Origin of the sequence: Bdellovibrio bacteriovorus (genome assembly GCF_001592735.1) — a bacterium.
GTDB classification, from domain to species: Bacteria; Bdellovibrionota; Bdellovibrionia; order Bdellovibrionales; family Bdellovibrionaceae; genus Bdellovibrio; species Bdellovibrio bacteriovorus_D.
Map to the genome: position 1 here is coordinate 47345 of NZ_LUKE01000003.1, position 21324 is coordinate 68668.

The window sequence follows — 21324 nt, forward strand, 5'->3', positions numbered from 1 at the left end:
ATCATGGAAATCAAAAAGCAGTACAAACCGCTCATCGCCTTGGGTTTAGTTCTAAGTTTATTGGCCATCAAGGTGTGGTTTCTACGATCCAGTTTTCAAGCCGTCGAAGAACAGCAAAATTGGGTCAGCCACACTGTCAAAGTACAAAACGAGTTGGAGTTGGCGATCTCCTCTTGCAAGGACGCCCAAACGGGAATTCGTGGGTTTCTTTTAACAAAAAATCAAAATCATATCGCGCTTTATGAACAGGGCACAAGTCAGGCCCTTTATCATATTGACCGAGTCATTGATCTTTCTAAAGACAACCCCTCTCAACAAGATGCCGCGCGCTCGGTGGAACAAAGTTTTAAACGCTATTTTGAAAAACTAGAGGTCCTTAAAAAACTCCGGTCGTTGGGCGACGGAGCCGCATTGAATTTGGCTTTGAGTGAAACCCAAGGCGTGATGGATGTCATTCGCCGGCAGGTCAACGAGATGATCGATAAAGAGCAAGTCTTGCTGGATCAACGCATGGATGCCGCTGCCAATCAAAAACAATATTTTTATTGGACACTGTATGCCTCCAATATTTTTCTGGCGACGGTTTTAGCGGCGGCCTTCTTTCAAATATCGACAAATATGTTGCGAGCCACGAAAGAGGCTGAAAAGAAAGAGATCGAAAATCATCGCAAATCTATTTTGTCTTCTATGGCCCAAGCCGTGGCGGAAGATCACTCGCCGGAAACGGCGGGTGAAGCCATTCTTAAGGAGCTAGAACGCTTTTTTGGTATCGTGGCCGGCAAGGTCTACGTGATCGAAGGGGCGCAGCTTGCAGAGGTCGCCAGTCATGGAGCGAGCAACACAGAGTCGCAAAAATGGGATCGTCATAAAGGTCTATTGGGTTCGGCGCTAGAAAAATCTCATTTGACCCAATTAAGTGATGTTCCTGCCAATTACTGGAAGATTTCTTCAGGGCTTGGAGAGATGCCGCCGAAAGCTTTGGTTCTTGTGCCGTTTTCATTTCAAGAAAAGAAAATGGGTATTGTCGAGATGGCGGTGAAAGAGTTTTTTACCGCAGAACAAATTGAAACAGTTCAGTCTTTGACCGAGACCATGGGGGTCGGTATGAGCTCGGCTCTTTCCAAAAAACAGCTGGAAGCCTTGCTTGATAAGACGCAACAGCAATCCGCCGAGCTCCAAGCCCAACAAGAAGAGTTGCGGGCGTCCAATGAAGAGTTGGAGCAGCAAGCACGCGCTTTGGAAAGTCAGCAACAGGCTTTAAATATCAAGAATAAAGAACTAGAAAGCACTCAGTCCCAATTAGAATTGCGCGCTCAGGATTTGGAAAGATCCACTCAATATAAATCCGAATTTTTGGCGAAAATGTCACATGAGCTGCGCACGCCGCTGAATGGGCTTTTGATTTTGTCGACGTTGTTGGTGGAAAACAAAGAAAAAAACCTCAACGATCAGCAAAAACAATTTGCCCAGTCCATTAATAATGCCGGCAATGATTTATTAATGCTGATTAACGATATCTTAGATTTATCAAAAATCGAGGCTCGAAAATTAAGCTTGAAGGCCGAGGATTTCCTTTTAGGAGAAATGCTTGATTCCATGAAGTTAATGTTTGAGCCTCAGACCAAGGCGAAAAACCTGGACTTGGTCATCGATGTTTCAAGTGCCGATAGAAATCTCAATCTGCACACCGATCGTCAAAGGCTTGAGCAGATTTTACGAAATTTCCTTTCCAATGCTCTTAAATTCACCCATGAAGGCTCCATCACGCTTCGCGCGGTTTCTGTGGACCGGGGACAAGGTGTCGATATCTTTGTTGTCGATACCGGTATTGGTATCCCGGCGGAAAAACAACAATTGATCTTTGAGGCTTTCGAACAAGCCGATAGCTCTGTAAGCCGTCAATATGGGGGAACGGGCTTAGGCCTCACAATCTCTAGGGAGCTTGCTACGTTGTTGGGAGGTTCCATCAAATTGACCAGCCAGCACCAAAAAGGAAGTTCTTTCTCGATTCACATTCCGATCATTTTACCGTCCTCTCAAGGCGATGGTCCCGCTCCCTTAATGGTCCCAGATCGCGCCGTGAAGCCGCGACAAATGCCAGAGCCAGACATCGCCAAAAAGGACGAGAATGCCACATTGATAAAAAAACAAGCCCAAGAGGCGATCAAAGATGTGGGCGATGAAAAAACTATTCTGGTTGTGGAAGATGATGATGCTTTCCGCACCTCGGTGGTGGAAGCCATTAAGTCTTATGGCTTTAAGCCGATTCAAGCCGCCGATGGAGAGGTCGCTCTGGCCATTCTAAAAATCCATGTTCCGTCCGCGATTCTTTTGGATATCAAACTGCCGGGAATCAGTGGATTGGGTATTTTAGAGATGATCAAGCAAATGCCTCATCTGCGGCACATCCCGGTCCATATGATCTCGGGTCTAGAGTATCAGCAAAATGCGTTGCGCATGGGGGCTTTGGGTTATCTGACAAAACCGGTGACTATTGATAAAGTCCGCTCGGCCATCGAACGCATTGAAAGTTTAATCTCTTCGCGGGTGCGAAAAGTTCTTTTGATCGAAGACGATAAGACGCAAAGCTTGGCGGTGTCCGAATTGATTTCCGCGGATGACATTGAAGTTGTTCCCGCAAAAACAGGCAAAGAAGCCGTGGACCTCATTCAACAATCTGTTTTTGATTGTATCATCCTGGATTTGGTACTGCCGGATCTTTCGGGGTTTGATCTTTTGGAAGCTCTTTCTAAACTTGAGATTTCTTTGCCTCCGATTGTGATCTACACCGGTAAAGATCTGACTTCCCAGGAAGAATCTTATCTTCGTAAGTTCTCTGAAAGTATTATCATCAAGGGAGTGCGTTCGCCGGAAAGATTGCTGGATGAAGTCAGCTTGTTCTTGCATCGGGTGGAGTCTTTGTTGCCGGCGGCCACGCGCGAACTTTTAACTCAGCTGCGTTCTCAAGAGAAAGCCTTTGAAGGGAAAACTGTTTTAATTGCGGATGATGATATTCGTAATATTTTTGCTTTGACCAGTGCCCTTGAGTCAAAAGGGCTGAAAGTTGAAATCGCCCGAGATGGCGTCGAAGCTTTAAGTGTCTTGGATAAAAAGCCCCATATCGATGTCGTGCTGATGGATATCATGATGCCTAAAATGGATGGCTTCGAAGCGATGCGCCAGATCCGTAAAAATCCTCTGCCGCGGATTAATAAGATTCCGATCATTGCGGTGACCGCGAAGGCGATGAAAGAAGATCATGAAAAATGCATCGAGGCGGGGGCTAATGACTATCTGCCGAAGCCGATCAATTTAGATAATCTTTCCACGATCTTGAAGGTGTGGTTGGCGCCGAAAGGACTTTTTGATTGATCCCTATTGATCCCGTCGAAAGACATCTTTTCTTTGAAGGAATTTTGATCAAGTATGGCTATGATTTTCGCCAATACGCCGAAGCGTCTTTGGATCGACGTTTGGCCTACATTCTCGGAAAAAAAGGCTCCACCTCATTGTTGGACCTTTTAAAGGACGTTCTGGGAAAGCCCGAAGAGTTTCGCAGCATCTTAAGTCAATTGACCATCAACACCACCGAGTTTTTTCGGGATCCTCATTTTTTTAAAACCTTGCGCGAAACGGTCATTCCCATTCTTAAAACATATCCGCACATTGTGATTTGGAGTGCGGGGTGCAGTACGGGGGAAGAGGTTTTAAGTCTCGCGATCCTGTTGCAAGAAGAAAATCTTTTGAAGCGCACGACCATCTATGCCACGGACATCAATCAAAACGTTTTAAAAACCGCCAAAGAGGGGATTTACGAGGCCAGCTGTATCCCGCTCTTTAACAAAAACTATTCAATGGCGGGAGGCTCTAAGGCTCCTTCGGATTATTATTCCGCCGATTATGGTTTGGTCCGTTTCAACCGAGATCTTTTAGAAAACGTGGTTTTTTCAGAGCATAATTTAGCCACGGACTCGGCCTTTGTGGAATGCCAACTTATTCTATGCCGAAATGTTTTTATTTATTTTTCTCGTGAGTTGCAGAACCGGGCTTTGGAGCTTTTTTGTCAGTCGCTGGCTCACAAAGGGTTTTTAGCGATCGGCCCGAAAGAAACGTTAAGATTTTCGCCCAAAGCGAACTCGTTTTCCTCGGTGCATGAGGGAAGCAATATCTTTTCGTTCAATGAGCGTTTCAAAAAATAACGGACTTTAAGGAGTTTGCGTCATGGATCACCCCACTGCAAAATTCAAAGTCCTTTTACTGGGGGCCTCGGCCGGGGGGATCGCCGCGATTCAGAAAATTCTGAGCTCTCTCTCAGTGAATTTTTTTGCGCCCATTATTGTCGTTCAGCATCTTCCCGAAAGCTTTGCGGTGAATCCCTCGTTGGTGTTTAAAATTCCGAAGAACTATTCTATCATGGAAGCCGGGGATAAGGAGTTTATTGAAGCTCGTCATATTTACTTAGCCCCGTCTGGATATCATTTGTCTATTGAAAGGGATTCCAGCTTTTCTTTGGCACAGGACGAGCCTTTGCATTATTGTCGCCCCTCCTTGGATGTTCTGTTTGAATCCGCGGCGCGTTCTTTGGGAGAAAGGTGTGTCGGTGTCTTGCTGACGGGCGCGAATGCGGATGGAGCTTCCGGATTGCGGAGCATTCAAAAGGCGGGAGGAATGACGATGGTGCAAGATCCCCATGAAGCGGAATCTTCAATGATGCCTCTAGCGGCCTTAGAGCTTTTTCGACCTGATTTTGTGGGAACTTTAGAAGACATTTCGCGACGGCTGAACACCTTTCAGTTTGAGGTTGAATGATGGAACAGGTGAATATTCTTTTGGTCGATGATATTCCGGAAAACATCAATGCGCTTTCAAATTTGATTGCCGCTGACGGGATCACGATTTATTCCGCGACCAATGCCAATGATGCTTTAGAACTTATTTCTCGTCATGATTTCGGCCTGTTATTGTTGGACGTGCAGATGCCGGGGACAAATGGTTTTGAGCTTGCAAAAATCATTCGCAGTGTGGATCGATACAAGGGACTGCCGATCGTGTTTGTGACCGCACACCAACCCGATATTGGATTTATTTTCGAGGGTTATCAGACCGGTGCGGTGGATTTACTTTTTAAACCGCTGATTCCTGCGGTGGTTCGCACGAAGGTGTCACAATTTGTCGAAATTGCGCAGCAAAAAAATCAGCTCAAGCGTCAGGTCGTCGAACTGGAAGTATTAAAGGCGCGCGCGGATATTGCCAATGCCGCTAAAAGCGCGTTTTTAGCAAATATGAGTCACGAAATCCGAACCCCATTGGGATCTATCATGGGTTTTGCTGAAGTTTGCCAACAAGACGACATCAGCCTTGAAGAAATGCGCGAGTATTCCAAAGTGATTTATCGCAACACCCAGCAGGTGTTGAAGCTGGTGGACGATATTTTAGATCTGGCTAAAGTGGAAGCCGGAAAGATCGCGGTGGAGGCCGTTGAATTTTCCTTGAAAGAACTTTTTTCGGATATTGAAAATACTTTTTTACCACAAGCCACGCGCAAAGGTCTGGAGTTTTCGATTGTAGTGGCCAATCCCTTCCCGGAGTACGTGAAAAGTGATCCCACACGCATTCGTCAGGTTCTTTTAAATGCGATTGGGAACGCCATCAAGTTTACCTCTCAAGGTTTTGTGCGTTTGACCATTCGATATGCCGAGCCTTTGCTTATCGTTGATATCCAAGACACCGGCACGGGCATCACGCCCGAACAAAGCAAATCTTTATTTCAGGCATTTCAACAAGCGGAAATATCAACGGCACGTCGCTTTGGCGGCACAGGGTTGGGGCTTTTTTTAAACCGCCAGCTTTGTCAGTTGTTGGGAGGAGATTACAGCCTCAAATCCAGTGTCGAGGGAGCGGGTTCTGTTTTTCGCGCCACTTTCAGAGTTGATGCGGTCGAAAATGTGAACTCATCCGTCCATCAGATGACTCAAGACACTTCCGTGTCCGAGGCCGCGGTGAATGCTTCAAGATCTCGTCTTGAGGGCCTTCGTATTTTGGTGGTGGATGATTCCGAAGACAATCGGGAGTTGATGAGGGTGCTTTTGCAAAATGAAAAAGCTCATCTTGATTTTGCGGCGAATGGGTTTGAGGCCATCGAAAAAGCTGTCAAGGGTCCTTTCAAAGTTGTTCTTATGGACATTCAAATGCCGCTTCTGGATGGGTATCAAACTTTGGCCAAGCTTCGCGAGGCGGGATTTGCCGGTGTGGTCATTGCGCTGACGGCACATGCGATGAGTTCGGAAGTCGATAAGGTGTATGCCGCTGGTTTTGATGGATATTTGTCAAAACCGGTGACCAAAGAACTGATCATTAAAAAATTGCTTGAAATCACCTAAAACGTCACGGCCAGAAAACAACGAGTCCGGGCCAAATCCGTTGCCAGAAGAATATTTGTTTTCAAAAATAAAGGGCAAAGGAGAAATTCTATGGCGAAGTTCTGGTCCAATAAATTATTTTATGTGGCGTCTTTAGCGGCGTGTTCAATGATGGCCCTCAGCACGGGGTGTGCTTCGGGAGGATTTAAACTCACTCGTGAATACGCGCGTTGGGTGAACTCTAAGAATATCATCATCCGTATCGTGCTTTACATCCTTACGGGGATCGTCTTTGCGGTGACTTTATTGATTGATATGGTTCTTTTCAACACCATCGATTTCTGGGAAGGCAAAGTGTCCGCCGGGGATTACCAGTTCAAAGACCAAGATAAGACTTACGTGGTGAAACATGAGTTCTTAAATGGCACCGACCGTAAACAATCCACGATCCAAATCTTTAACGATGAAAAAACGCTTTTACAGAAAGTGGTTTTAACTCAAACTGAAATGGGCGAAATTGAACTCTACGTCGATGGAAAACTTAAAACCCGTGTCAGCGATATCAACTCGCTTCCCGTGGCAAGCTTCTTTAATGACGAAGGTAAAATCGTAAAACAAGATTTGAACGTTCTGGGATCGACGGTCGCTATCGCGAGATAAGCTTCAACGACATCTTTAAGATTAAAAAACCTCGGTGGTGCAAAACTCTGAGGTTTTTTTTTATTTCACAAACTTTTCAATATATTTAAGTAAGATGTCGCGTCCCCGGATCTTGGCGCGCAAAACCGAAAGGAAAATAAACACGCCCCCGATTTTGCGATCTAAAAACACAATTTCTTCAGGTGGAGTGCGCCAGGCATGATTGCGCAAAATCTGGATGACCTTTTTTGAAATACGTTGCGGTAAGTCCGTATTTTTCCAATCATAAGTGCCATCGGCGGCGATAAGGCCGGAAGCATTGCGAGGGTCGTCACTCGCAATAAAGGGCTCAACCATCTCTTTACAGAACTGCTCAAAAATTTCCACAAGTTCCGGGGCATCGCCTTCTTCCACAAAGCCCAGGTGAGTGGCTTCCTTTAAAAAAGCCTCGCGGTCATTAAATAAAGCGCCTTTGATCATGCGGCGATAGGGAACTAAAAAATCATCTTTATACGCTCGGGTCGCGCCGAAATCTAATAGCACCAACTGATCATGTCCTTGAGGATCAATGCGAATGCGATAGTTCCCGTTGTGAGGATCGGTTTGGACCACGCCCCATTCAAAGATTTCTTTAAAATAAAGATCTAAAAAGTTCAGTGCCAATTTGTTGCGACGCTCTTGCGGTAAGCTTTGAATGAGGGGATCATCCGCGCGGATGCCGCGTTCAAAAGTGGTGGCTAAAATTTTAGGTCCAGAAAATTCACGAATCACCCGCGGAACCACAAAGCGCTTATCACCTTGCAGGCGGGCGTAATAGTCTTCGGTCAACTTGGCTTCGATCTCATAATCGGTTTCTTGCTCCAGCATCTCGCGAACTTCTTTAAACAAAGGATCGATATCAAAATCTTTAGGCAACAGTTTTAAAGTGTTGAGGAGGGTTTTAATGGCCTTAAGATCACTTTCAATCGCGCGGTCGACATTGGGATATTGAATTTTTAAAACAATGCTTTCGCCGGTGGCCTTAACGCGCGCCCGGTGAACTTGTCCCATGGAAGCCGACGCTAAGGCTTCTTTTTCAATTTCTAATAAAGCCAACTTTTCAGGCGTGAGCTGTTTTTTTAAAGTCGGCTCAATGGCCTCCCACGTTAAGGGGATCGAGTCCGACTGCAAAGATTTTAAAAGCTGGTTGGCTTCTGGTGGCAGAAAGTGCTCGCCATACATGGAAAGCATTTGGCCGGCCTTCATCAGGCTGCCTTTCAGTTCGCCCAATTCGGAACTGATCGCGGAAGCTTGGTTTTGCAAAAGCTTGCGCCAACTTTCTTCTTTTGCTTCTTTATTTTTTAAGACGTTACTGACACCATGAGAGGCGATGGAAGCACCCGCCTGAACGGTGAGTTTGGCCAAAGAAAGACTTCGCGAAAACATCGATGATTTGATTCGATCTAATTGTTTTTTGGCAGACTTTTTTTCGTCCATGTGCAAGCCAATGTACCCTATTAAAATGGAATGTTAAATCTTTATTATGGCAAAAGTAGTATTGTTTTGGTTGCGCCGTGATTTACGTTTGGATGACAACGCGGGTCTTTATCACGCGCTCAAAAATCATCCGCAGGTCTTACCGCTCTTTATTTTTGACTCTGAAATCTTAGAAAAACTTGAAGACTCTAAGGATGCCCGCGTCAGCTTTATTTATCAAACGGTGATAGATCTGAAAAGCGAGCTCCAAGAAAAGGACAGTGATCTTATCATTCGCCATGGCAAGCCCCTCGAGGTTTTTCATAAGCTTGCTAAGCAGTTCGAAATTGAAGCCATTTACACCAACAATGACTATGAACCTTACGCCCGTAAACGCGACGCCATGGTCGAAGCTTGGGCCCAAAAACAGGGTGTTGAATTTAAAAGCTTTAAAGACCAATGTCTGTTTGAAAAAGAAGAGATTCTCACGGAGGCCGGCAAGCCTTATACCGTCTACACTCCGTATAAAAATAAGGTTTTAAAAACGCTCAATGCCTTTTACCTGAAATCTTATCCCACCAAAAAATACTTTAAGTCTTTCTTGAAGGTTCAGGCGGAAAAAGCTCCGACGCTCCAAGAGCTGGGGTTTGAAAAAACCGACATTGAATTGCCTTCATCTAAAATCTCAACAAAGACTTTAGAAAACTACGCCCAAAATCGGGATTACCCCGCGATTTCAAACGGCACGACCCGTATCGGGATGCATTTGCGTTTCGGGACGGTCAGTGTCCGGGCTTTGGCGCGCTTAGGTCAGAAGCACTCGGCCGTGTGGCTGAGTGAATTGATTTGGCGCGATTTCTTTATGCAGATCTTATGGCACTTTCCGCATGTGGAAAAAGCAAGCTTTCGTCCCGAATACGACAAGATTGCTTGGCGCAATTCAAAATCTGATTTTAAAAAATGGAGCGAAGGCAGAACCGGTGTTCCCTTGGTGGATGCCGGGATGCGTGAGCTTAATGCGACAGGCTTTATGCACAACCGCGTGCGGATGGTGGTTGCTAGTTACTTATGCAAAAACTTGCTGATCTATTGGTATGAAGGGGAGCGTTACTTTGCCAAAAAGCTTTTGGATTATGATTTGGCCGCAAATAACGGCAACTGGCAATGGGCGGCGGGATCGGGCTGTGATGCGGCTCCGTACTTCCGCATTTTTAATCCTGAAACCCAGGCTAAGAAATTTGATTCTGAGCAGAAATACATCAAAAAATGGGTTCCCGAATTTGAAAGCGAAGATTATCCTGAAGCCATGATCGACCCTCAAGAGTCTCGAGGACGATGTTTGGCTGCTTATCACAAGGCTTTAAAGAAATAATAAAAAGAAAGTAGATCATCATGAAAGTTCTTATGACCGGAGCCACCGGACTTATTGGCAAAGAAATTGGAAAAAAATTAGCCGAACACGGCCATGAGATTTTTGTTGTCAGTCGCGACGGCAAAAAGGCGCAAGAAAATCTGCCCTTTCCCTGCCAAATCATCCCCGGGGACTTAAATAAAGGCGCGCTTCATGATGAAAAGCTTGCGGAAATTGAGGGTGTCATCAACCTTATGGGCGAATCTGTTTTTGGAGAGCGCTGGACAGACGAAAAAAAGGAACGCATTTACTCATCGCGCGTGATCGCCACCCGAAACCTGGTATCCAGCCTGCCCAGCTCTTTAAAGGTTTTTGTTTCGGGATCGGCTATTGGTTTTTATGGCGACTGCAAAGACGAGATCGTGAAAGAAGATCACGCGCCCGGCTCCGATTTTTTAGCAAAGGTCTGTGTGGAATGGGAGGCGGAGGCGGCGAAAGCCCACGGTCGCACGGTGATGATTCGCACGTCCGTGGTTTTATCCCATCAAGGTGGTGCTTTAGAACAAATGCTAGTGCCGTTTAAAGCCGGCATTGGGGGACCTTTAGGTGACGGGCAGCAGTGGATGAGTTGGATTCATATCAACGACATCGCGGGCCTTTTTGTTCACGCGCTTGAAAATCCCGCGATGCAAGGACCGGTGAATGGATGTTCACCCAACCCCGTCACCAATCGCGATTTTTCAAAGTGTCTCGCAGCGTCTTTAGGAAAATCCATGGGGCCGAGCGTTCCCCTTATCGCGTTAAAAACCGTGTTTGGAGAAATGTCGAGCTTTATCCTGGCCTCTCTTCGGGGCAGCGCTGAACGTGCGCAAGAGTTAGGTTATCAATTCCAGTTCTCAAATATCGAAGAGGCTTTAAATGATCTTTGCGCCCCTTTAAAAGACGGTGAAGAGATTTTTTATTCCGAACAATTTATTCCGCTTCCTCCGGAAAAAGTTTTTACCTTTTTCCAAGACGCGCACAACTTAGAAGAAATCACGCCGCCGACTTTGAATTTTAAAATCCGTGGCATGTCGACGGATCGTATTCGGCAAGGGACCTTGATTGATTACGATCTCAAGGTCCACGGCATTCCTTTAAAATGGAAAACGGAAATCGATGAATGGCAACCCCCGCATCGCTTTGTTGATAACCAGCTTAAAGGTCCCTACAGTCTTTGGCATCACACCCATGAATTCCGTCCCTTTTGCGGAGGCACCTTGATGGTCGATCGCGTGCGCTATCGATTGCCTTTAGGAATTGTCGGGCGCTTATTTGGCGGCTCTTTTGTGAAAGGCGATGTCGCAAAAATCTTTAAATACCGCCGGCAGTTCGTGGCCTCAAAGGATTGGGCGCGATCTTAAAATTAGGCGACCTGCGGTCGCCTAATTGCGATTTCTTAAGTCCCGCAAGTAAGCAAACTGCTGCGCATTTTTAGCCAATAAAAATGGATTTACTTTAAGTTCAATAAATAGCTTTAACGGCACGCTCGGGATATTTAATTCGCGCTTGCTGGTCAGCTCATTTTCATAAAGCTCTAAATCTTCATCGCCACCCATGATGGGAGAATCATCAAACATTGAAAGCATTTTACAGAACTGCAGATTGGTTTCAGTGTATTCGTGCGCGCAATAAACCAGGGTTTGAGCGGGCAAGGTTTTTAGTTTTTGTAAGCTTTCATAACCCTGTTCTGGCGTTCCCTCAAAAAGGCGTCCGCAACCTAGGCCGAATAAAACATCGCCGCTAAATATCCAACGCTTTAAAGGATTAAAAAAAGCCACGTGGCCAAGGGTGTGACCGGGAAGTGCCATGACTTCAAAGCGCACGTCATCAAATTCTAAGACATCGCCATCTTGCACGTAAGTATCGGCAAAAGGAATTTGCGATTTATTTTTTAAAGGTGCCCATACGGGAGCACGGAAATCGTTTTTAAGATTTTGGGCGCCCCCGATATGGTCATTGTGATGATGAGTTAAAAGAATGCCTTTCAATTTAAGATCATTTTCATGCAAATAAGTTTTGGTCGCCGAGCTTTCGCCCGGATCGACGACCAGGGCCTCGCGGGACTCGGGATCCACAAGGACGAAGACATAGTTGTCTTCAAAAATAGGGATGAGTTCGACTTTAAGTTTATTTGCGTCCATAGACTCTATTGTCTCAAGAGTTTCAAAGCAGGACAAGACCTAGGCAGGATTGTATCATAGCACAAACTGGTCTTTCAGGAACGCCCACTTAGGACTACAATTAAGAGCTAATATGAAGATCAGGGTCGAGTTAGACGGGCGGGATTTTATCGAAGTCGAATGTGAGGGCGAAGAACCCTCTCGTCCTGGTCCCATCAAAAATGTTTCAATTTTAGGATGCGCTGAGTTTATGGATATGATGCAAAAAATGCGAAAAGCATTTGGTCCCGACATTGCAAAGTGGCCTTTGCCGCAAGCAGAGGATCATTCAAGTCTTCTTTTAAAGGAGATGATTTTGCGTTTGCGTGGCGAATGGGTTTTTCCTTACGGGGAGGATGAAGTTTGTCATTGCCGAAATATTTCTACCCACACTATTGATCAAGCCGTCATCGCTGGTGCGCATACGCCCGAAGTGGTGACTCGTCAAACTTCGGCAAGTACAGCCTGTGGTACGTGTCGTCCCGAAGTTCAAAAAATTATTGATTATCGCTTGGGTCGGAAGTCGGCTTAATCGGACCGCGTGAGTCTTTGGGGTATTTCCCCGTCGTGTCTTCGACAATCTTTTCTGGAAATTGACCGGTATCTAAATAGGTCTGTAATAAGGGTGCCAGTTTACGCCGGCAAGATCCCCCACAGGGGCCGACACCGGCCGTGGTGGTATCAAAAATCTCATTGAGCGTGCGGGCGCCATTAAGAATGGCTTTCTCGATTGTGTCTCGGCTGACTTCATTGCAGCGGCAAATAATTTCGTTCTTCTTCTTAGCGCCCATGATTTTATTGTAATGCGATGCCCCCTAAAAGGATATGCCGGGCCGTCCTTTGGTCGGTGCGTCACAACGCATTGAATATTCAGGCGGAATCCGGTACAACAGATGACCCTCTGAACTAGGAGAAGAAATGGCTACTACATCTGCAGATAAACTTCCAATGACCATTCGCGGTAAAGCAATGCTGGAAGCCGAGCTTAAAAAGCTTCTTTTAGAGGAGCGTCCCTCCGTTATTCGCGCTATCGAAGAAGCTCGCGCCCAAGGTGATATCTCTGAGAACGCGGAATACGAAGCTGCCAAAGAGCGTCAGGGTATGATTGAAGGCCGTATTGCTGAAATTCAGGGCAAGCTTGCCGGAGCGGAAGTTATCGATACAGCTCAGATCAAATCGGATCGCGTGGTGTTCGGTGCAAGTGTAAAGATTGTCGATACGGAAACGGAAGAAGAGTTCAGCTACCAAATCGTGGGTGTGGATGAGTCTGACGTTAAAAGTGGATTGATCTCAGTTTTGTCTCCAACGGCGCGTGCGCTTATCGGTAAAAAAGTCGGGGACACTGTCACTGTTCAAAGTCCCAAAGGTGACAAAGAATTCGAAATCTTGGCTTTCGATTATAAATAATCCGTTAAAGATCTTGTCTGTCCATGTCTGTCGCTTGAGAATAAGACATGGACAAGCGCAAATACGTATCTGTTTCTGATCGCCATTTAATTGCTGAACAACCTGGAATGACCGTCGTGATGATCGGTGTGATCGTGGCTTTTTTAATGGGCTATACGGTGAAGTCCATTTTGTCGCCCGCCCGCGTGTCGGCACAAATTGAAAAAGCGGCGAGCCACATTCACAAAGACGTGCGCGTGCATTTTGATTCTGCTTATTTTAGTCTCAGCGACGGCATCTTGCCGCAAATGGCCGTGATCATTTCTAAGATCCGCATGGAATCCGAACAAGCCTGTTGGGGAGCTCCGCTTTTGGAAATTGATGAATTGCGCTTACCGGTGTCCCTGGTTTCTTTGCTTCGTGGTCAGGGCGCCATTCGGGATATTCAAGCCAACATTGTAAACCTGAACTTGCGCCAAAATGTAAAAAACTGTGAAGATAACCAAGCACCTAATGCCGCAGCGGCGGCGGAACCTAAAAAAGCCGCTCCCTTGGTTTCTTTAAGTCCTCCGGAAGATTCTCAGAAATATCAAAACGATGTTCGTAGCATCTTTGTGCAGAAATTAAAAATCAGTGCGAATCAATTTCCGCTTTATAAACCTGAACTTTTAAATTTCGCGGTCCAGGTGAAAAGCTACAACCCTCGGGTGATAGAGTTGAAAGCGAAAACTCATCTGCTTAAAGACGAAGCGGTGGGAGACTATCTTTCGCACGCCAATCTGTATGTCCAATACAAAGAATCTCCCGAAAAATCCGTGCAAACACACGTCTTCGGAAACTGGCGCGAAGGTCACTACAGTGTGATTGCCAATTACACTATGGATGAAAATCTGCTCGCGATTGAAACCGACCTAAAACACATTCCCTTAAGCCAAATTCTGCAAATAGCCCAGAAATATGATCTAGTTTCTTCCGAACTCAACGGCCGCCAAGTGTGGATTTCAACCAAAGCGCGTTCGGTGTCGGCGGTGGATAAAATAAGATCTTCGCCGATGGAAATTCGTGACCTGCGCTTAGAAGGCGATTTGGGCGAAATGTATGTGGATAAAATCCAAGTGCAAACTCTAGATCCTTTGGCTTATGCTCCGATCGTGGTGAATATCGATAAACTAGATATCGAAAAGCTGCTGACTCTTTTAAACCGTCCTAAAAAAACGAATGTTCTTGGTTCCCTTGGACAGTTCACGGGGCGGGCGGAAATCATTTCAGATAAAAATATGAAAATGACCGGTCAACATACAGGACTTGAGTTCGTCTTTTCAAATAAAGGCCAGCGTGAAGTGCAAATCATTGACTCCATGGTTGGCGACATCGCACTTAAAAATGACACCTGGAGCTTTGATGTTCGTCGTTTAGAACCCCGAGCCGGAATGTTTATCGGCGATGTGCAGATGAAGGCCGATCGCGATTTTAAAGATGTGCAAGTTAAAGCGGATGTGGACGAGATGTCCTTTGATCCTGCCGTGCAAAAGCTTATGACCAATGGGGGTTCCATTGGCAATATGACGGTGGAAAGTGATTTACGTCTGAAGGACGGTCAGTTGAGCTTCCTTAAAGGTCTGGTGCGCATTGATTCGATGAATGTCGAAGGTGTGTCGTTTGGAAAAACCAAGGCGCACTTTGATTGGAAAGATCAAGAAATGATTTTGCGCACGCAAATGAGTTCGCTGGATGTGGCCCCGACGTCTCCGGCCGGAGCGGTATTAAGAACGGTCACATTCCCAGAGTGGTGGGAAAGCAGTGGTTTAAAACTAAACACGCTCGATGGTGAGTTCCGCGTGAAATCATCGCAAAATATGACATGGCGAAAATTCCAAGCTCAAGTCGGCAAAAGCGGAAAACTCACCACCGAAGGTGGCTGGAATACTTCTGGTGAACTGCATGGACATGTTTTAAACCGTGAAGGTAAAGACAGTAAAAAGTGGCAAATTTCCGGAACGCGGGAAAATCCGCTCTTCAGTGAAGAGTCTTCTTCACCGAATCCAATGAGGAAATAATCATGATGACTTTTGGTTTAGTGGCAGTGCTGGTGCTTTCGGCTTTAGTGATTCATCATCACACTTGGAAGGCGCAAAGCTGGCCGGAAAATTCTTTAACTCCGCCTTTGTACCAAGGGCATCGGGGTTATTGGAAAGAAGGCGCGCGTGAAAATACGCGGGCCTCTTTTCAAGCCGCGCAAAAGCGGGGTTTAAAAATGATTGAACTGGATGTGCGTCTTTCTAAAGGCGGCGTGCCTGTCGTGTTTCATGATTCTGATTTAAAGCGTATCGGAAACTCTGAAAAGCTCGTTTTAGATTTAAGCGCGGATGAAATGTTAAACCTGGTGCAAGCGCCGACTTTGGAGTCGGTGTTGACAGATCTAGAGTCACCGCAGTTTATAAATATCGAACTCAAAACGGGGTCGATCTTTGATGGCAGCCTAGAAAAAGCGGTGAGTGAAGTCGTTAAAAAAACGCAAAGCCAACGGCGGATTTTGTTTTCTAGTTTTAATCCGATTGCGATTTGGCGTTTAAGTCATCTTTTGCCGGAGGTCCCGCGTGCGTTACTGGCAACCAAAGAAATTGCCGAGGGAAATCGATTTTACCTGCGCCATATGTGGCTGGCCCCTTACATCAATACCAATGCACTTCATTTAGATTATAACTATGTGACCGAAGAGGATCTGCGGGCTTGGAAAAAGCGGGGAATCCCGGTGGCTTTATGGACAGTGAATGACGCCACTAAGGCGGAAGCATTTCTTAAAGCGGGCGCTATCAGTATCATCAGCGATACTTTGTATGAAGGCCCGCTTTCCGCCAAAACAAACTAAGAGTTTTGTTTTTCGCTTTGTTTTTGCGCTTGGTTTTGCGCATTTTGTTTGTGGCTGACTTGGTCGTGATTGTCGTGGATGTCTTTAGCGTCCACGTCGATTTCCGTTAAACCTTGTTTGAAACCACGGATGGCTTTACCCAGTCCTTGTCCCAATTGTGGAAGACGGCTCGGGCCAAAAAAGATCAATGCGATGATAGCTAAAAGAAGTAAATGCGTAATGCTAAACTCACCCATGGGGTTCCTCCGTGTATAAACAGTGTACCTGTTTTAGACCGGTCCGGGGTGAAAATCAACGCGGAAGCCGGCCTATTCGCCTGTCATATCGATAATTTCGATCTGTTCAGCTTGGGCTGCCTCAGTCTCGACCGGATCAGCCATATTTAAAGCTGATTCAGGGGCGGCGGCAACGACCTTAGTCCCTGCTGAGACCGTCTGTACCGGCATGGTTTCAGAGGATTCCGCAGTTTTTGAAGGTAATTCTTTGGCGATACCTTTCACGGGTTTTGCTGCTTTCATGGGCTTACTGGCTTGAACGGGTGCGGCATTTTTAGCTGATTTCTTGTTGGCAGCAGAACCGCCGCCGATGCGCTTTAACTCTTGGTCATATTTCGTTTTTAGGTCGGCCAATTCTTTTTGATAAGCTTTGCGAACTTCATCAACTTGGGTGGCGCGAGCTTGGGTGATGCATGTCGAGTAGGTCTGCATCGCGATTTCTTTGGCCTGACCTCGGCACATGATTTCTGAAGAAGCATTTTGTGAAAATGCGTTAGCCGAAAAAAGAACTGTCGCGAAAAAAGAAAACACGGTTTTCATAAACACCCCATTACGCCTGTTCAGCATTCCAAGATCCGTGCCGCGCGGAGCGGGGAAAGAGTTCGCTTTGAGATCGCTCACCCTTTCTATTTTACAGACCTGTACCGACAATTGACGGTTTTATCGCGAAAGTGCCGCGATGTTGGTGCGGATCCAGTCAAGGTAAAGCGGAACTAAAGTGTCATAACCTTTAGCTTGGGACGAAGACCACCAGTTCGGGCGAGTGTCGACGCAGTCGCCATTAGTGGTTGTGGAGTGCACGCCCACCACGATCAGACCACTAGAACTTGAACGAATGTAAGAAGGGCCGCCAGAATCTCCCGAACACACCGAGTCCCCTTTAGATAAAAGCATCATAGGTAAAGCCCAAGAAGTTCTTTCAACAACGCTGGCTTTTGATTTGGTCCACAGTAAGGGTTTGGCTTCAGTTAAGCTCATCAAAGCGGCGACAAAGTCCAACATTTCAGCTTCCGTCTTTGGTGGATGGGCCTTTGATTTTTCAATCAAGGCTTTTCCTTCCGGGGACTCTTTGATCTCTTCGGCCGTCATTTGATGACCGTTAACACCATAACCGGCAACCAACACTTCTTGATTTTTTTGGGGACGCCAGTTTTTTGAAGGTAATTGCGCGGGGATAGCGCCCGTCACGGGATTGGCAATTTTAACCAGCGCTATATCATTTTGAACAAGCTCGCCAAAGCCCTCCACGGTATGTTCACTGAAGCCTTCATGGATGACCACTTTAACGACGGGAACCTGCACCTTCATGCCTTTTGCGTTGGTGTAAGCGATCTTATAGGTGATGTTTTTTTTATGACCGAAGCAGTGACCCGCCGTCAATAAAACGGTCGGACTAATAAGTGTGGCCGTACAAGATGGCAGTTTCAAAGTTGGTATCTGGGCGTCAGTAAGGACCAATTGAAACGTCGCTCGTTCAATCAGATCGTTTTTAAGAACCGGGTTCCCCTTATAAATAGCCAATGCATTTAAAGACGAAAACGCCACCGAAAGGCCTAAAGCCAACGCCATTTTTTTCATAAAGATCCTCACTTGCCAGGGCTTCTAAGCAAGTGCAGGACCGTCGGAAATAAGGATGGATTGTGCCTAAAATGCCTAATAGAAAGGCTTCTTTACCTTTTTTCAGGGGAGCGCCCAAGAGCGGCTCTTTTACCCGTGCCCCGAAAGCAGCGCTTTTTCAACTTTCTCCATGCGCATTTTAAGCTCGGTGTTTTCTTGTTGAAGCCTTAAAATCTCTTTATTGGCGGCTTCAAGCTCGGCCTTGCTGGCTTTATCTTGATCCATGATGTTGAGCTTCTGATAAAGCGTTTTTATCGCCTCAATCAACGGAGCCACCAAGGCCGTGTATTGAACGGATTTATATCCTTCGTTATCGGTGATCACGGCTTCGGGAAATTGTTTTTCAACTTCTTGCGCGATCACGCCTAACTGATGTCGTTCGTTAAATTTCTTGTCTGGAAATTCTTGCGCACGCCAATCATAGGTCACCCCCCGAATTTCTAAAAGTTTCTCTAAAGGATTATTTATGGTGGCGATATTGCGTTTAAATCTTTCATCCGACGTTTGAATGGCGCCATTGGGGGATCGGTAATAGCCACTCGTGTAAGTATCACCCACCACGTGCAAAGGATAACTGGGTCCATTAGTGCCGATACCCACATAGCCATTGTGTTGGATGATCAAACGATTGGCGCGGGTGGTGGTGCCATTGGCTGTGGTCTGAAACACAAAGGCCGAACCTGCCCCAGTGGCGGTGTGATTTTCGGTGGCAACTCCGGCAAGTAAAATGGAAGGTGAGCCCCAAGCGTTGCCGCTGTGATAAGTGGACCCCACAATGGCAAAGTAATTGTCATTGGCAACCACCGGCTGGCGTGCGGTGTGCGTCCCACGGGATTTATAAAATTCCATTTGATGTCCGTTGGCGTTATTGCTGGCATGATTGTGAACGGTGTACCCCGAAAATTGTTCGACCGTCGTCCATGCATAAATACGACTTCCTAAATCCATCACATTGTTCACCGCTCCACTCACGCGGGTCCAAAATCGCAAGCCCGAGGATTCGGTGCCTGAAGTCAAGCTGTCTGCATACGGCTCTATGGAGGCGGCCTCAAAGGCATTGCCCCCGGCATTATTCATATAGCCCGCAAATTTTCCGGAGTGAGTGTGAATATCACCACCTACCGTCAAGGGAGCGGTGGGATTCGTGTGACGAACTCCCACTCTGCCGCCGGAAGGATTTAATAAAATATCTCCTTTGGTGGCGTCACTTGACGCATGCAAGGTGAGGTCCGCACCGCTAGTGGTTCCTCCATACAAAGTTTGTCCCGCACCTCGTCCGGCAAGAAGTGCATACTGAGAAAAATGATCGCTGGATTTAGCAAGAAAACTGGGCGCGCCCGAAGAGTTTGTTAAAAGAACGCTGTCGTTTGCTGTCGCCAGTCCGCCCACCACATTGTTGGCAGAAGAATATAAAATCTGATGGATCGATGTCGTACTAGGAAAGCTGGCCGTGCTGAATGCGGGACCCGTAGGCGTGTGTTGCAAAACCGATCCGTTCACCGTTCCGGCAACAGTGGTTAAAGCAGTTCCTCCTGAATTTGAGGCGATAACACTTGAACCCGAAAAGCTTGTCGCCCCCGTACCGCCATTGGCTAAGGGTAAACTGCCACTCACATCGCTGCTAAGGGCGACGCTATGACCTCCCGAAAGCACACCGCCGCCTGAGTTTTTAACAAAACCGCCCGATGACATTCCCGACAGCGTCAGTCCGGCAAAAGTGGGGGAGGCCGCATTGTGAATATTTTGCGGTGTACTTAAGGTGATCGAGTTTGCACCATGACTGACCGAGATCTGATTTGAAGTGCCACTTAAAGATTTATATTCATAACCATTCGCTGCGTTGTTCATTCCTAAAATCTGATGGGCGGATCCTAGCGAGCTCAGCCCGGCAAGGGAGAGCGTCGGGGTCGCACCACCAGAGGAACTCAACGGAGACGTCGCATTTACTGCTGTCACCGTCCCACTGTTTAAGCTTTGCCACGACAAAACGCCCGTCGTGTCGGCCACTAAAGCTTGCCCCGAAACTGAAGGAGCGGCTGCCGGAAGTCGCAACGGACTGGGCGCCCAGCTGCTGCCGTTATATTGCAAAACTTGGTTGGTGCTAGGGGCGGTGGCAGAAATCGCGACACCCTTAATTTTATCGACGGAGGTGGAGCTTTGATTTCCGCTGACGTCGCCACTGAGTGCGCCGGTAAAGCCTGCCGCATTTTGTGAAGCCAAGTCACTGGCACTGAGTTTTCCGTTAAAGGTCGCCCAGTCGGTGGAAGTCAAATATCCATTTTGGGAACTGCTGGCCGCAGGGATCGTGATATGTGGAGTGGTGCTGGCATTCGTCACCGCAAGAGGAGATCCCACTGAGACCGTCGTGACTGTTCCGCCAGCACCGGCAGAAACAGAAGCACATCCGAATTTAAGAGTACTTGCATCCCAAGTTAAAAATTGACCGCCATTACAAGACACCGATCCCGCTCCGGAGTTATTGATATCTGACTTAATAAGAAAATCACTCGCCGCATAGGGGCCCAGCTTTTGTGCGGAACGTGCATAACCGGCTAACGGCACCGCGCGAATAGCCGTGTCGGGCGTGATGGCTTTCCAACCTTGACCATCATGAAAGCTCACCGATAAAACCCGACCATCTGATGCGAGAGGTGTATAGGTGCTAGAGCCTGCGGTGCAGGTATATCCGGAACACACGCCGCAAGCAGCAGCGCTGGAATTATTAAATACGTCGATAACGGTCGCGGGGCCCGCGGGCCAAGAGATGGTTCCCATTCCAATGGGCACATCAAAAACGCCATTGGATCCGGACATGTTGATCCCGGTGACGTGCTCTTGATAAATCACGCAAGCGCCCGATGGATCTTTGATTTGAAAAAGGAAGCTGACGTTTGCATATTGCAAAGGTGTGCCGTCAGTCTTAACAATACGTCCTTGATATGTTAATGAGGTCGACGTCGCCGCGACCACCGCCAATGCCGCAGGTGTTGCGCCCCAAATTAAAAAAAGTATTGTGAATAATCTCGATATTAATCGTGTCATCACGCCCTCAAAATAACGCTCCGTAAAATTCCGTTTTGCAAAACCTGACAACGCCTACATTATAAAATGTTTATCGGCCGGGGGTTTAAGTTATTAAAGGCAGGCTCTAAATCTGTAATGTTTTAAGACG

At 46.8% G+C, this 21324-nt stretch carries 18 protein-coding genes; 11 read left to right on the plus strand and 7 right to left on the minus strand.

Going from position 1 to position 21324, the window contains the following annotated elements; genetic code table 11:
- The first annotated feature begins 3 nt into the window (after positions 1 to 3).
- The 5 genes from AZI86_RS12670 to AZI86_RS12690 all read left to right on the plus strand — a co-directional run bounded on the left by AZI86_RS12670 (position 4) and on the right by AZI86_RS12690 (position 7019).
- Positions 4 to 3372, plus strand: a complete 3369-nt coding sequence (locus AZI86_RS12670) for a response regulator (RefSeq protein WP_061835572.1) — start codon at positions 4 to 6, stop codon at positions 3370 to 3372.
- Positions 3369 to 4199: a CheR family methyltransferase gene (locus AZI86_RS12675; protein WP_061835573.1), complete on the plus strand. Its 831-nt coding sequence runs from the start codon at positions 3369 to 3371 to the stop codon at positions 4197 to 4199. Before AZI86_RS12670 ends, AZI86_RS12675 begins: the two co-directional genes overlap by 4 nt.
- A 22-nt stretch (positions 4200 to 4221) precedes the next feature.
- On the plus strand, positions 4222 to 4809 hold the full coding sequence (locus AZI86_RS12680; RefSeq protein ID WP_061835574.1) for a chemotaxis protein CheB: 588 nt from the start codon (positions 4222 to 4224) through the stop codon (positions 4807 to 4809).
- On the plus strand, positions 4806 to 6380 hold the full coding sequence (locus tag AZI86_RS12685) for a response regulator (protein WP_061835575.1): 1575 nt from the start codon (positions 4806 to 4808) through the stop codon (positions 6378 to 6380). Before AZI86_RS12680 ends, AZI86_RS12685 begins: the two co-directional genes overlap by 4 nt.
- 90 nt (positions 6381 to 6470) lie before the next feature.
- Positions 6471 to 7019 (plus strand): DUF3332 family protein, encoded by a 549-nt coding sequence (locus AZI86_RS12690; protein ID WP_061835576.1) that lies wholly within the window; start codon positions 6471 to 6473, stop codon positions 7017 to 7019.
- 60 nt (positions 7020 to 7079) lie between these two features.
- On the opposite strand, the gene AZI86_RS12695 is transcribed toward AZI86_RS12690, so the two are convergent.
- Positions 7080 to 8474, minus strand: a complete 1395-nt coding sequence (locus AZI86_RS12695) for an ABC1 kinase family protein (protein ID WP_061835577.1) — start codon at positions 8472 to 8474, stop codon at positions 7080 to 7082.
- Positions 8475 to 8520: 46 nt separating this feature from the next.
- On the opposite strand from AZI86_RS12695, the gene AZI86_RS12700 reads away from it, so the two are divergent.
- Together AZI86_RS12700 and AZI86_RS12705 are read left to right on the plus strand one after the other, a co-directional pair.
- Positions 8521 to 9825, plus strand: a complete 1305-nt coding sequence (locus tag AZI86_RS12700; protein ID WP_061835578.1) for a cryptochrome/photolyase family protein — start codon at positions 8521 to 8523, stop codon at positions 9823 to 9825.
- Between the two features lie 20 nt (positions 9826 to 9845).
- Entirely contained in the window at positions 9846 to 11207 is a 1362-nt protein-coding gene (locus tag AZI86_RS12705; protein ID WP_061835579.1) for a TIGR01777 family oxidoreductase, read from the plus strand.
- 21 nt (positions 11208 to 11228) lie between these two features.
- On the opposite strand, the gene gloB is transcribed toward AZI86_RS12705, so the two are convergent.
- On the minus strand, positions 11229 to 11987 hold the full coding sequence (gene gloB / locus AZI86_RS12710) for a hydroxyacylglutathione hydrolase (RefSeq protein ID WP_061835580.1): 759 nt from the start codon (positions 11985 to 11987) through the stop codon (positions 11229 to 11231).
- A gap of 112 nt (positions 11988 to 12099) precedes the next feature.
- On the opposite strand from gloB, the gene AZI86_RS12715 reads away from it, so the two are divergent.
- Entirely contained in the window at positions 12100 to 12537 is a 438-nt protein-coding gene (locus tag AZI86_RS12715) for a (2Fe-2S)-binding protein (RefSeq protein ID WP_061835581.1), read from the plus strand.
- On the opposite strand, the gene AZI86_RS12720 is transcribed toward AZI86_RS12715, so the two are convergent.
- The gene (locus AZI86_RS12720; protein WP_061835582.1) at positions 12503 to 12796 is read right to left on the minus strand and encodes a (2Fe-2S)-binding protein; all 294 of its coding nucleotides are present in this window, start codon (positions 12794 to 12796) and stop codon (positions 12503 to 12505) included. The genes AZI86_RS12715 and AZI86_RS12720 overlap by 35 nt on opposite strands.
- Positions 12797 to 12923: 127 nt before the next feature.
- Between AZI86_RS12720 and greA the strand changes: the two genes are divergently transcribed.
- The 3 genes from greA to AZI86_RS12735 are packed head-to-tail and all read left to right on the plus strand — an operon-like array spanning position 12924 to position 16260.
- Positions 12924 to 13412, plus strand: coding sequence for a transcription elongation factor GreA (gene greA / locus AZI86_RS12725; protein WP_061835583.1), 489 nt, complete (start codon positions 12924 to 12926; stop codon positions 13410 to 13412).
- A gap of 47 nt (positions 13413 to 13459) precedes the next feature.
- Positions 13460 to 15448, plus strand: a complete 1989-nt coding sequence (locus AZI86_RS12730; RefSeq protein WP_061835584.1) for a hypothetical protein — start codon at positions 13460 to 13462, stop codon at positions 15446 to 15448.
- Between the two features lie 2 nt (positions 15449 to 15450).
- On the plus strand, positions 15451 to 16260 hold the full coding sequence (locus tag AZI86_RS12735; protein WP_253715929.1) for a glycerophosphodiester phosphodiesterase: 810 nt from the start codon (positions 15451 to 15453) through the stop codon (positions 16258 to 16260).
- On the opposite strand, the gene tatA is transcribed toward AZI86_RS12735, so the two are convergent.
- The 4 genes from tatA to AZI86_RS12755 form a co-directional block, all read right to left on the minus strand.
- The gene (gene tatA / locus AZI86_RS12740) at positions 16257 to 16496 is read right to left on the minus strand and encodes a twin-arginine translocase TatA/TatE family subunit (RefSeq protein ID WP_061835585.1); all 240 of its coding nucleotides are present in this window, start codon (positions 16494 to 16496) and stop codon (positions 16257 to 16259) included. The two genes, AZI86_RS12735 and tatA, sit on opposite strands and share 4 nt — an antisense overlap.
- A 72-nt stretch (positions 16497 to 16568) precedes the next feature.
- Positions 16569 to 17156: a hypothetical protein gene (locus tag AZI86_RS12745; protein ID WP_253715931.1), complete on the minus strand. Its 588-nt coding sequence runs from the start codon at positions 17154 to 17156 to the stop codon at positions 16569 to 16571.
- A 39-nt stretch (positions 17157 to 17195) separates the two neighbouring features.
- Positions 17196 to 18113: a trypsin-like serine protease gene (locus AZI86_RS12750; RefSeq protein WP_061835587.1), complete on the minus strand. Its 918-nt coding sequence runs from the start codon at positions 18111 to 18113 to the stop codon at positions 17196 to 17198.
- 129 nt (positions 18114 to 18242) lie between these two features.
- On the minus strand, positions 18243 to 21194 hold the full coding sequence (locus AZI86_RS12755; protein WP_081111918.1) for a tail fiber domain-containing protein: 2952 nt from the start codon (positions 21192 to 21194) through the stop codon (positions 18243 to 18245).
- Positions 21195 to 21324 lie beyond the last annotated feature (130 nt).

What these genes read in the sequence shown, in the direction of transcription:
- AZI86_RS12670 (WP_061835572.1), top strand. Translation starts at nt 4, where the DNA reads ATGGAAATCAAAAAGCAGTACAAACCGCTCATCGCCTTGGGTTTAGTT.
- AZI86_RS12680 (WP_061835574.1), top strand. Translation starts at nt 4,222, where the DNA reads ATGGATCACCCCACTGCAAAATTCAAAGTCCTTTTACTGGGGGCCTCG.
- AZI86_RS12685 (WP_061835575.1), top strand. Translation starts at nt 4,806, where the DNA reads ATGATGGAACAGGTGAATATTCTTTTGGTCGATGATATTCCGGAAAAC.
- AZI86_RS12690 (WP_061835576.1), top strand. Translation starts at nt 6,471, where the DNA reads ATGGCGAAGTTCTGGTCCAATAAATTATTTTATGTGGCGTCTTTAGCG.
- AZI86_RS12695 (WP_061835577.1), bottom strand. Translation starts at nt 8,474, where the DNA reads ATGGACGAAAAAAAGTCTGCCAAAAAACAATTAGATCGAATCAAATCA.
- AZI86_RS12700 (WP_061835578.1), top strand. Translation starts at nt 8,521, where the DNA reads ATGGCAAAAGTAGTATTGTTTTGGTTGCGCCGTGATTTACGTTTGGAT.
- AZI86_RS12705 (WP_061835579.1), top strand. Translation starts at nt 9,846, where the DNA reads ATGAAAGTTCTTATGACCGGAGCCACCGGACTTATTGGCAAAGAAATT.
- gloB (WP_061835580.1), bottom strand. Translation starts at nt 11,987, where the DNA reads ATGGACGCAAATAAACTTAAAGTCGAACTCATCCCTATTTTTGAAGAC.
- AZI86_RS12715 (WP_061835581.1), top strand. Translation starts at nt 12,100, where the DNA reads ATGAAGATCAGGGTCGAGTTAGACGGGCGGGATTTTATCGAAGTCGAA.
- AZI86_RS12720 (WP_061835582.1), bottom strand. Translation starts at nt 12,796, where the DNA reads ATGGGCGCTAAGAAGAAGAACGAAATTATTTGCCGCTGCAATGAAGTC.
- greA (WP_061835583.1), top strand. Translation starts at nt 12,924, where the DNA reads ATGGCTACTACATCTGCAGATAAACTTCCAATGACCATTCGCGGTAAA.
- AZI86_RS12730 (WP_061835584.1), top strand. Translation starts at nt 13,460, where the DNA reads ATGGACAAGCGCAAATACGTATCTGTTTCTGATCGCCATTTAATTGCT.
- AZI86_RS12735 (WP_253715929.1), top strand. Translation starts at nt 15,451, where the DNA reads ATGATGACTTTTGGTTTAGTGGCAGTGCTGGTGCTTTCGGCTTTAGTG.
- tatA (WP_061835585.1), bottom strand. Translation starts at nt 16,496, where the DNA reads ATGGGTGAGTTTAGCATTACGCATTTACTTCTTTTAGCTATCATCGCA.
- AZI86_RS12750 (WP_061835587.1), bottom strand. Translation starts at nt 18,113, where the DNA reads ATGAAAAAAATGGCGTTGGCTTTAGGCCTTTCGGTGGCGTTTTCGTCT.
- AZI86_RS12755 (WP_081111918.1), bottom strand. Translation starts at nt 21,194, where the DNA reads ATGACACGATTAATATCGAGATTATTCACAATACTTTTTTTAATTTGG.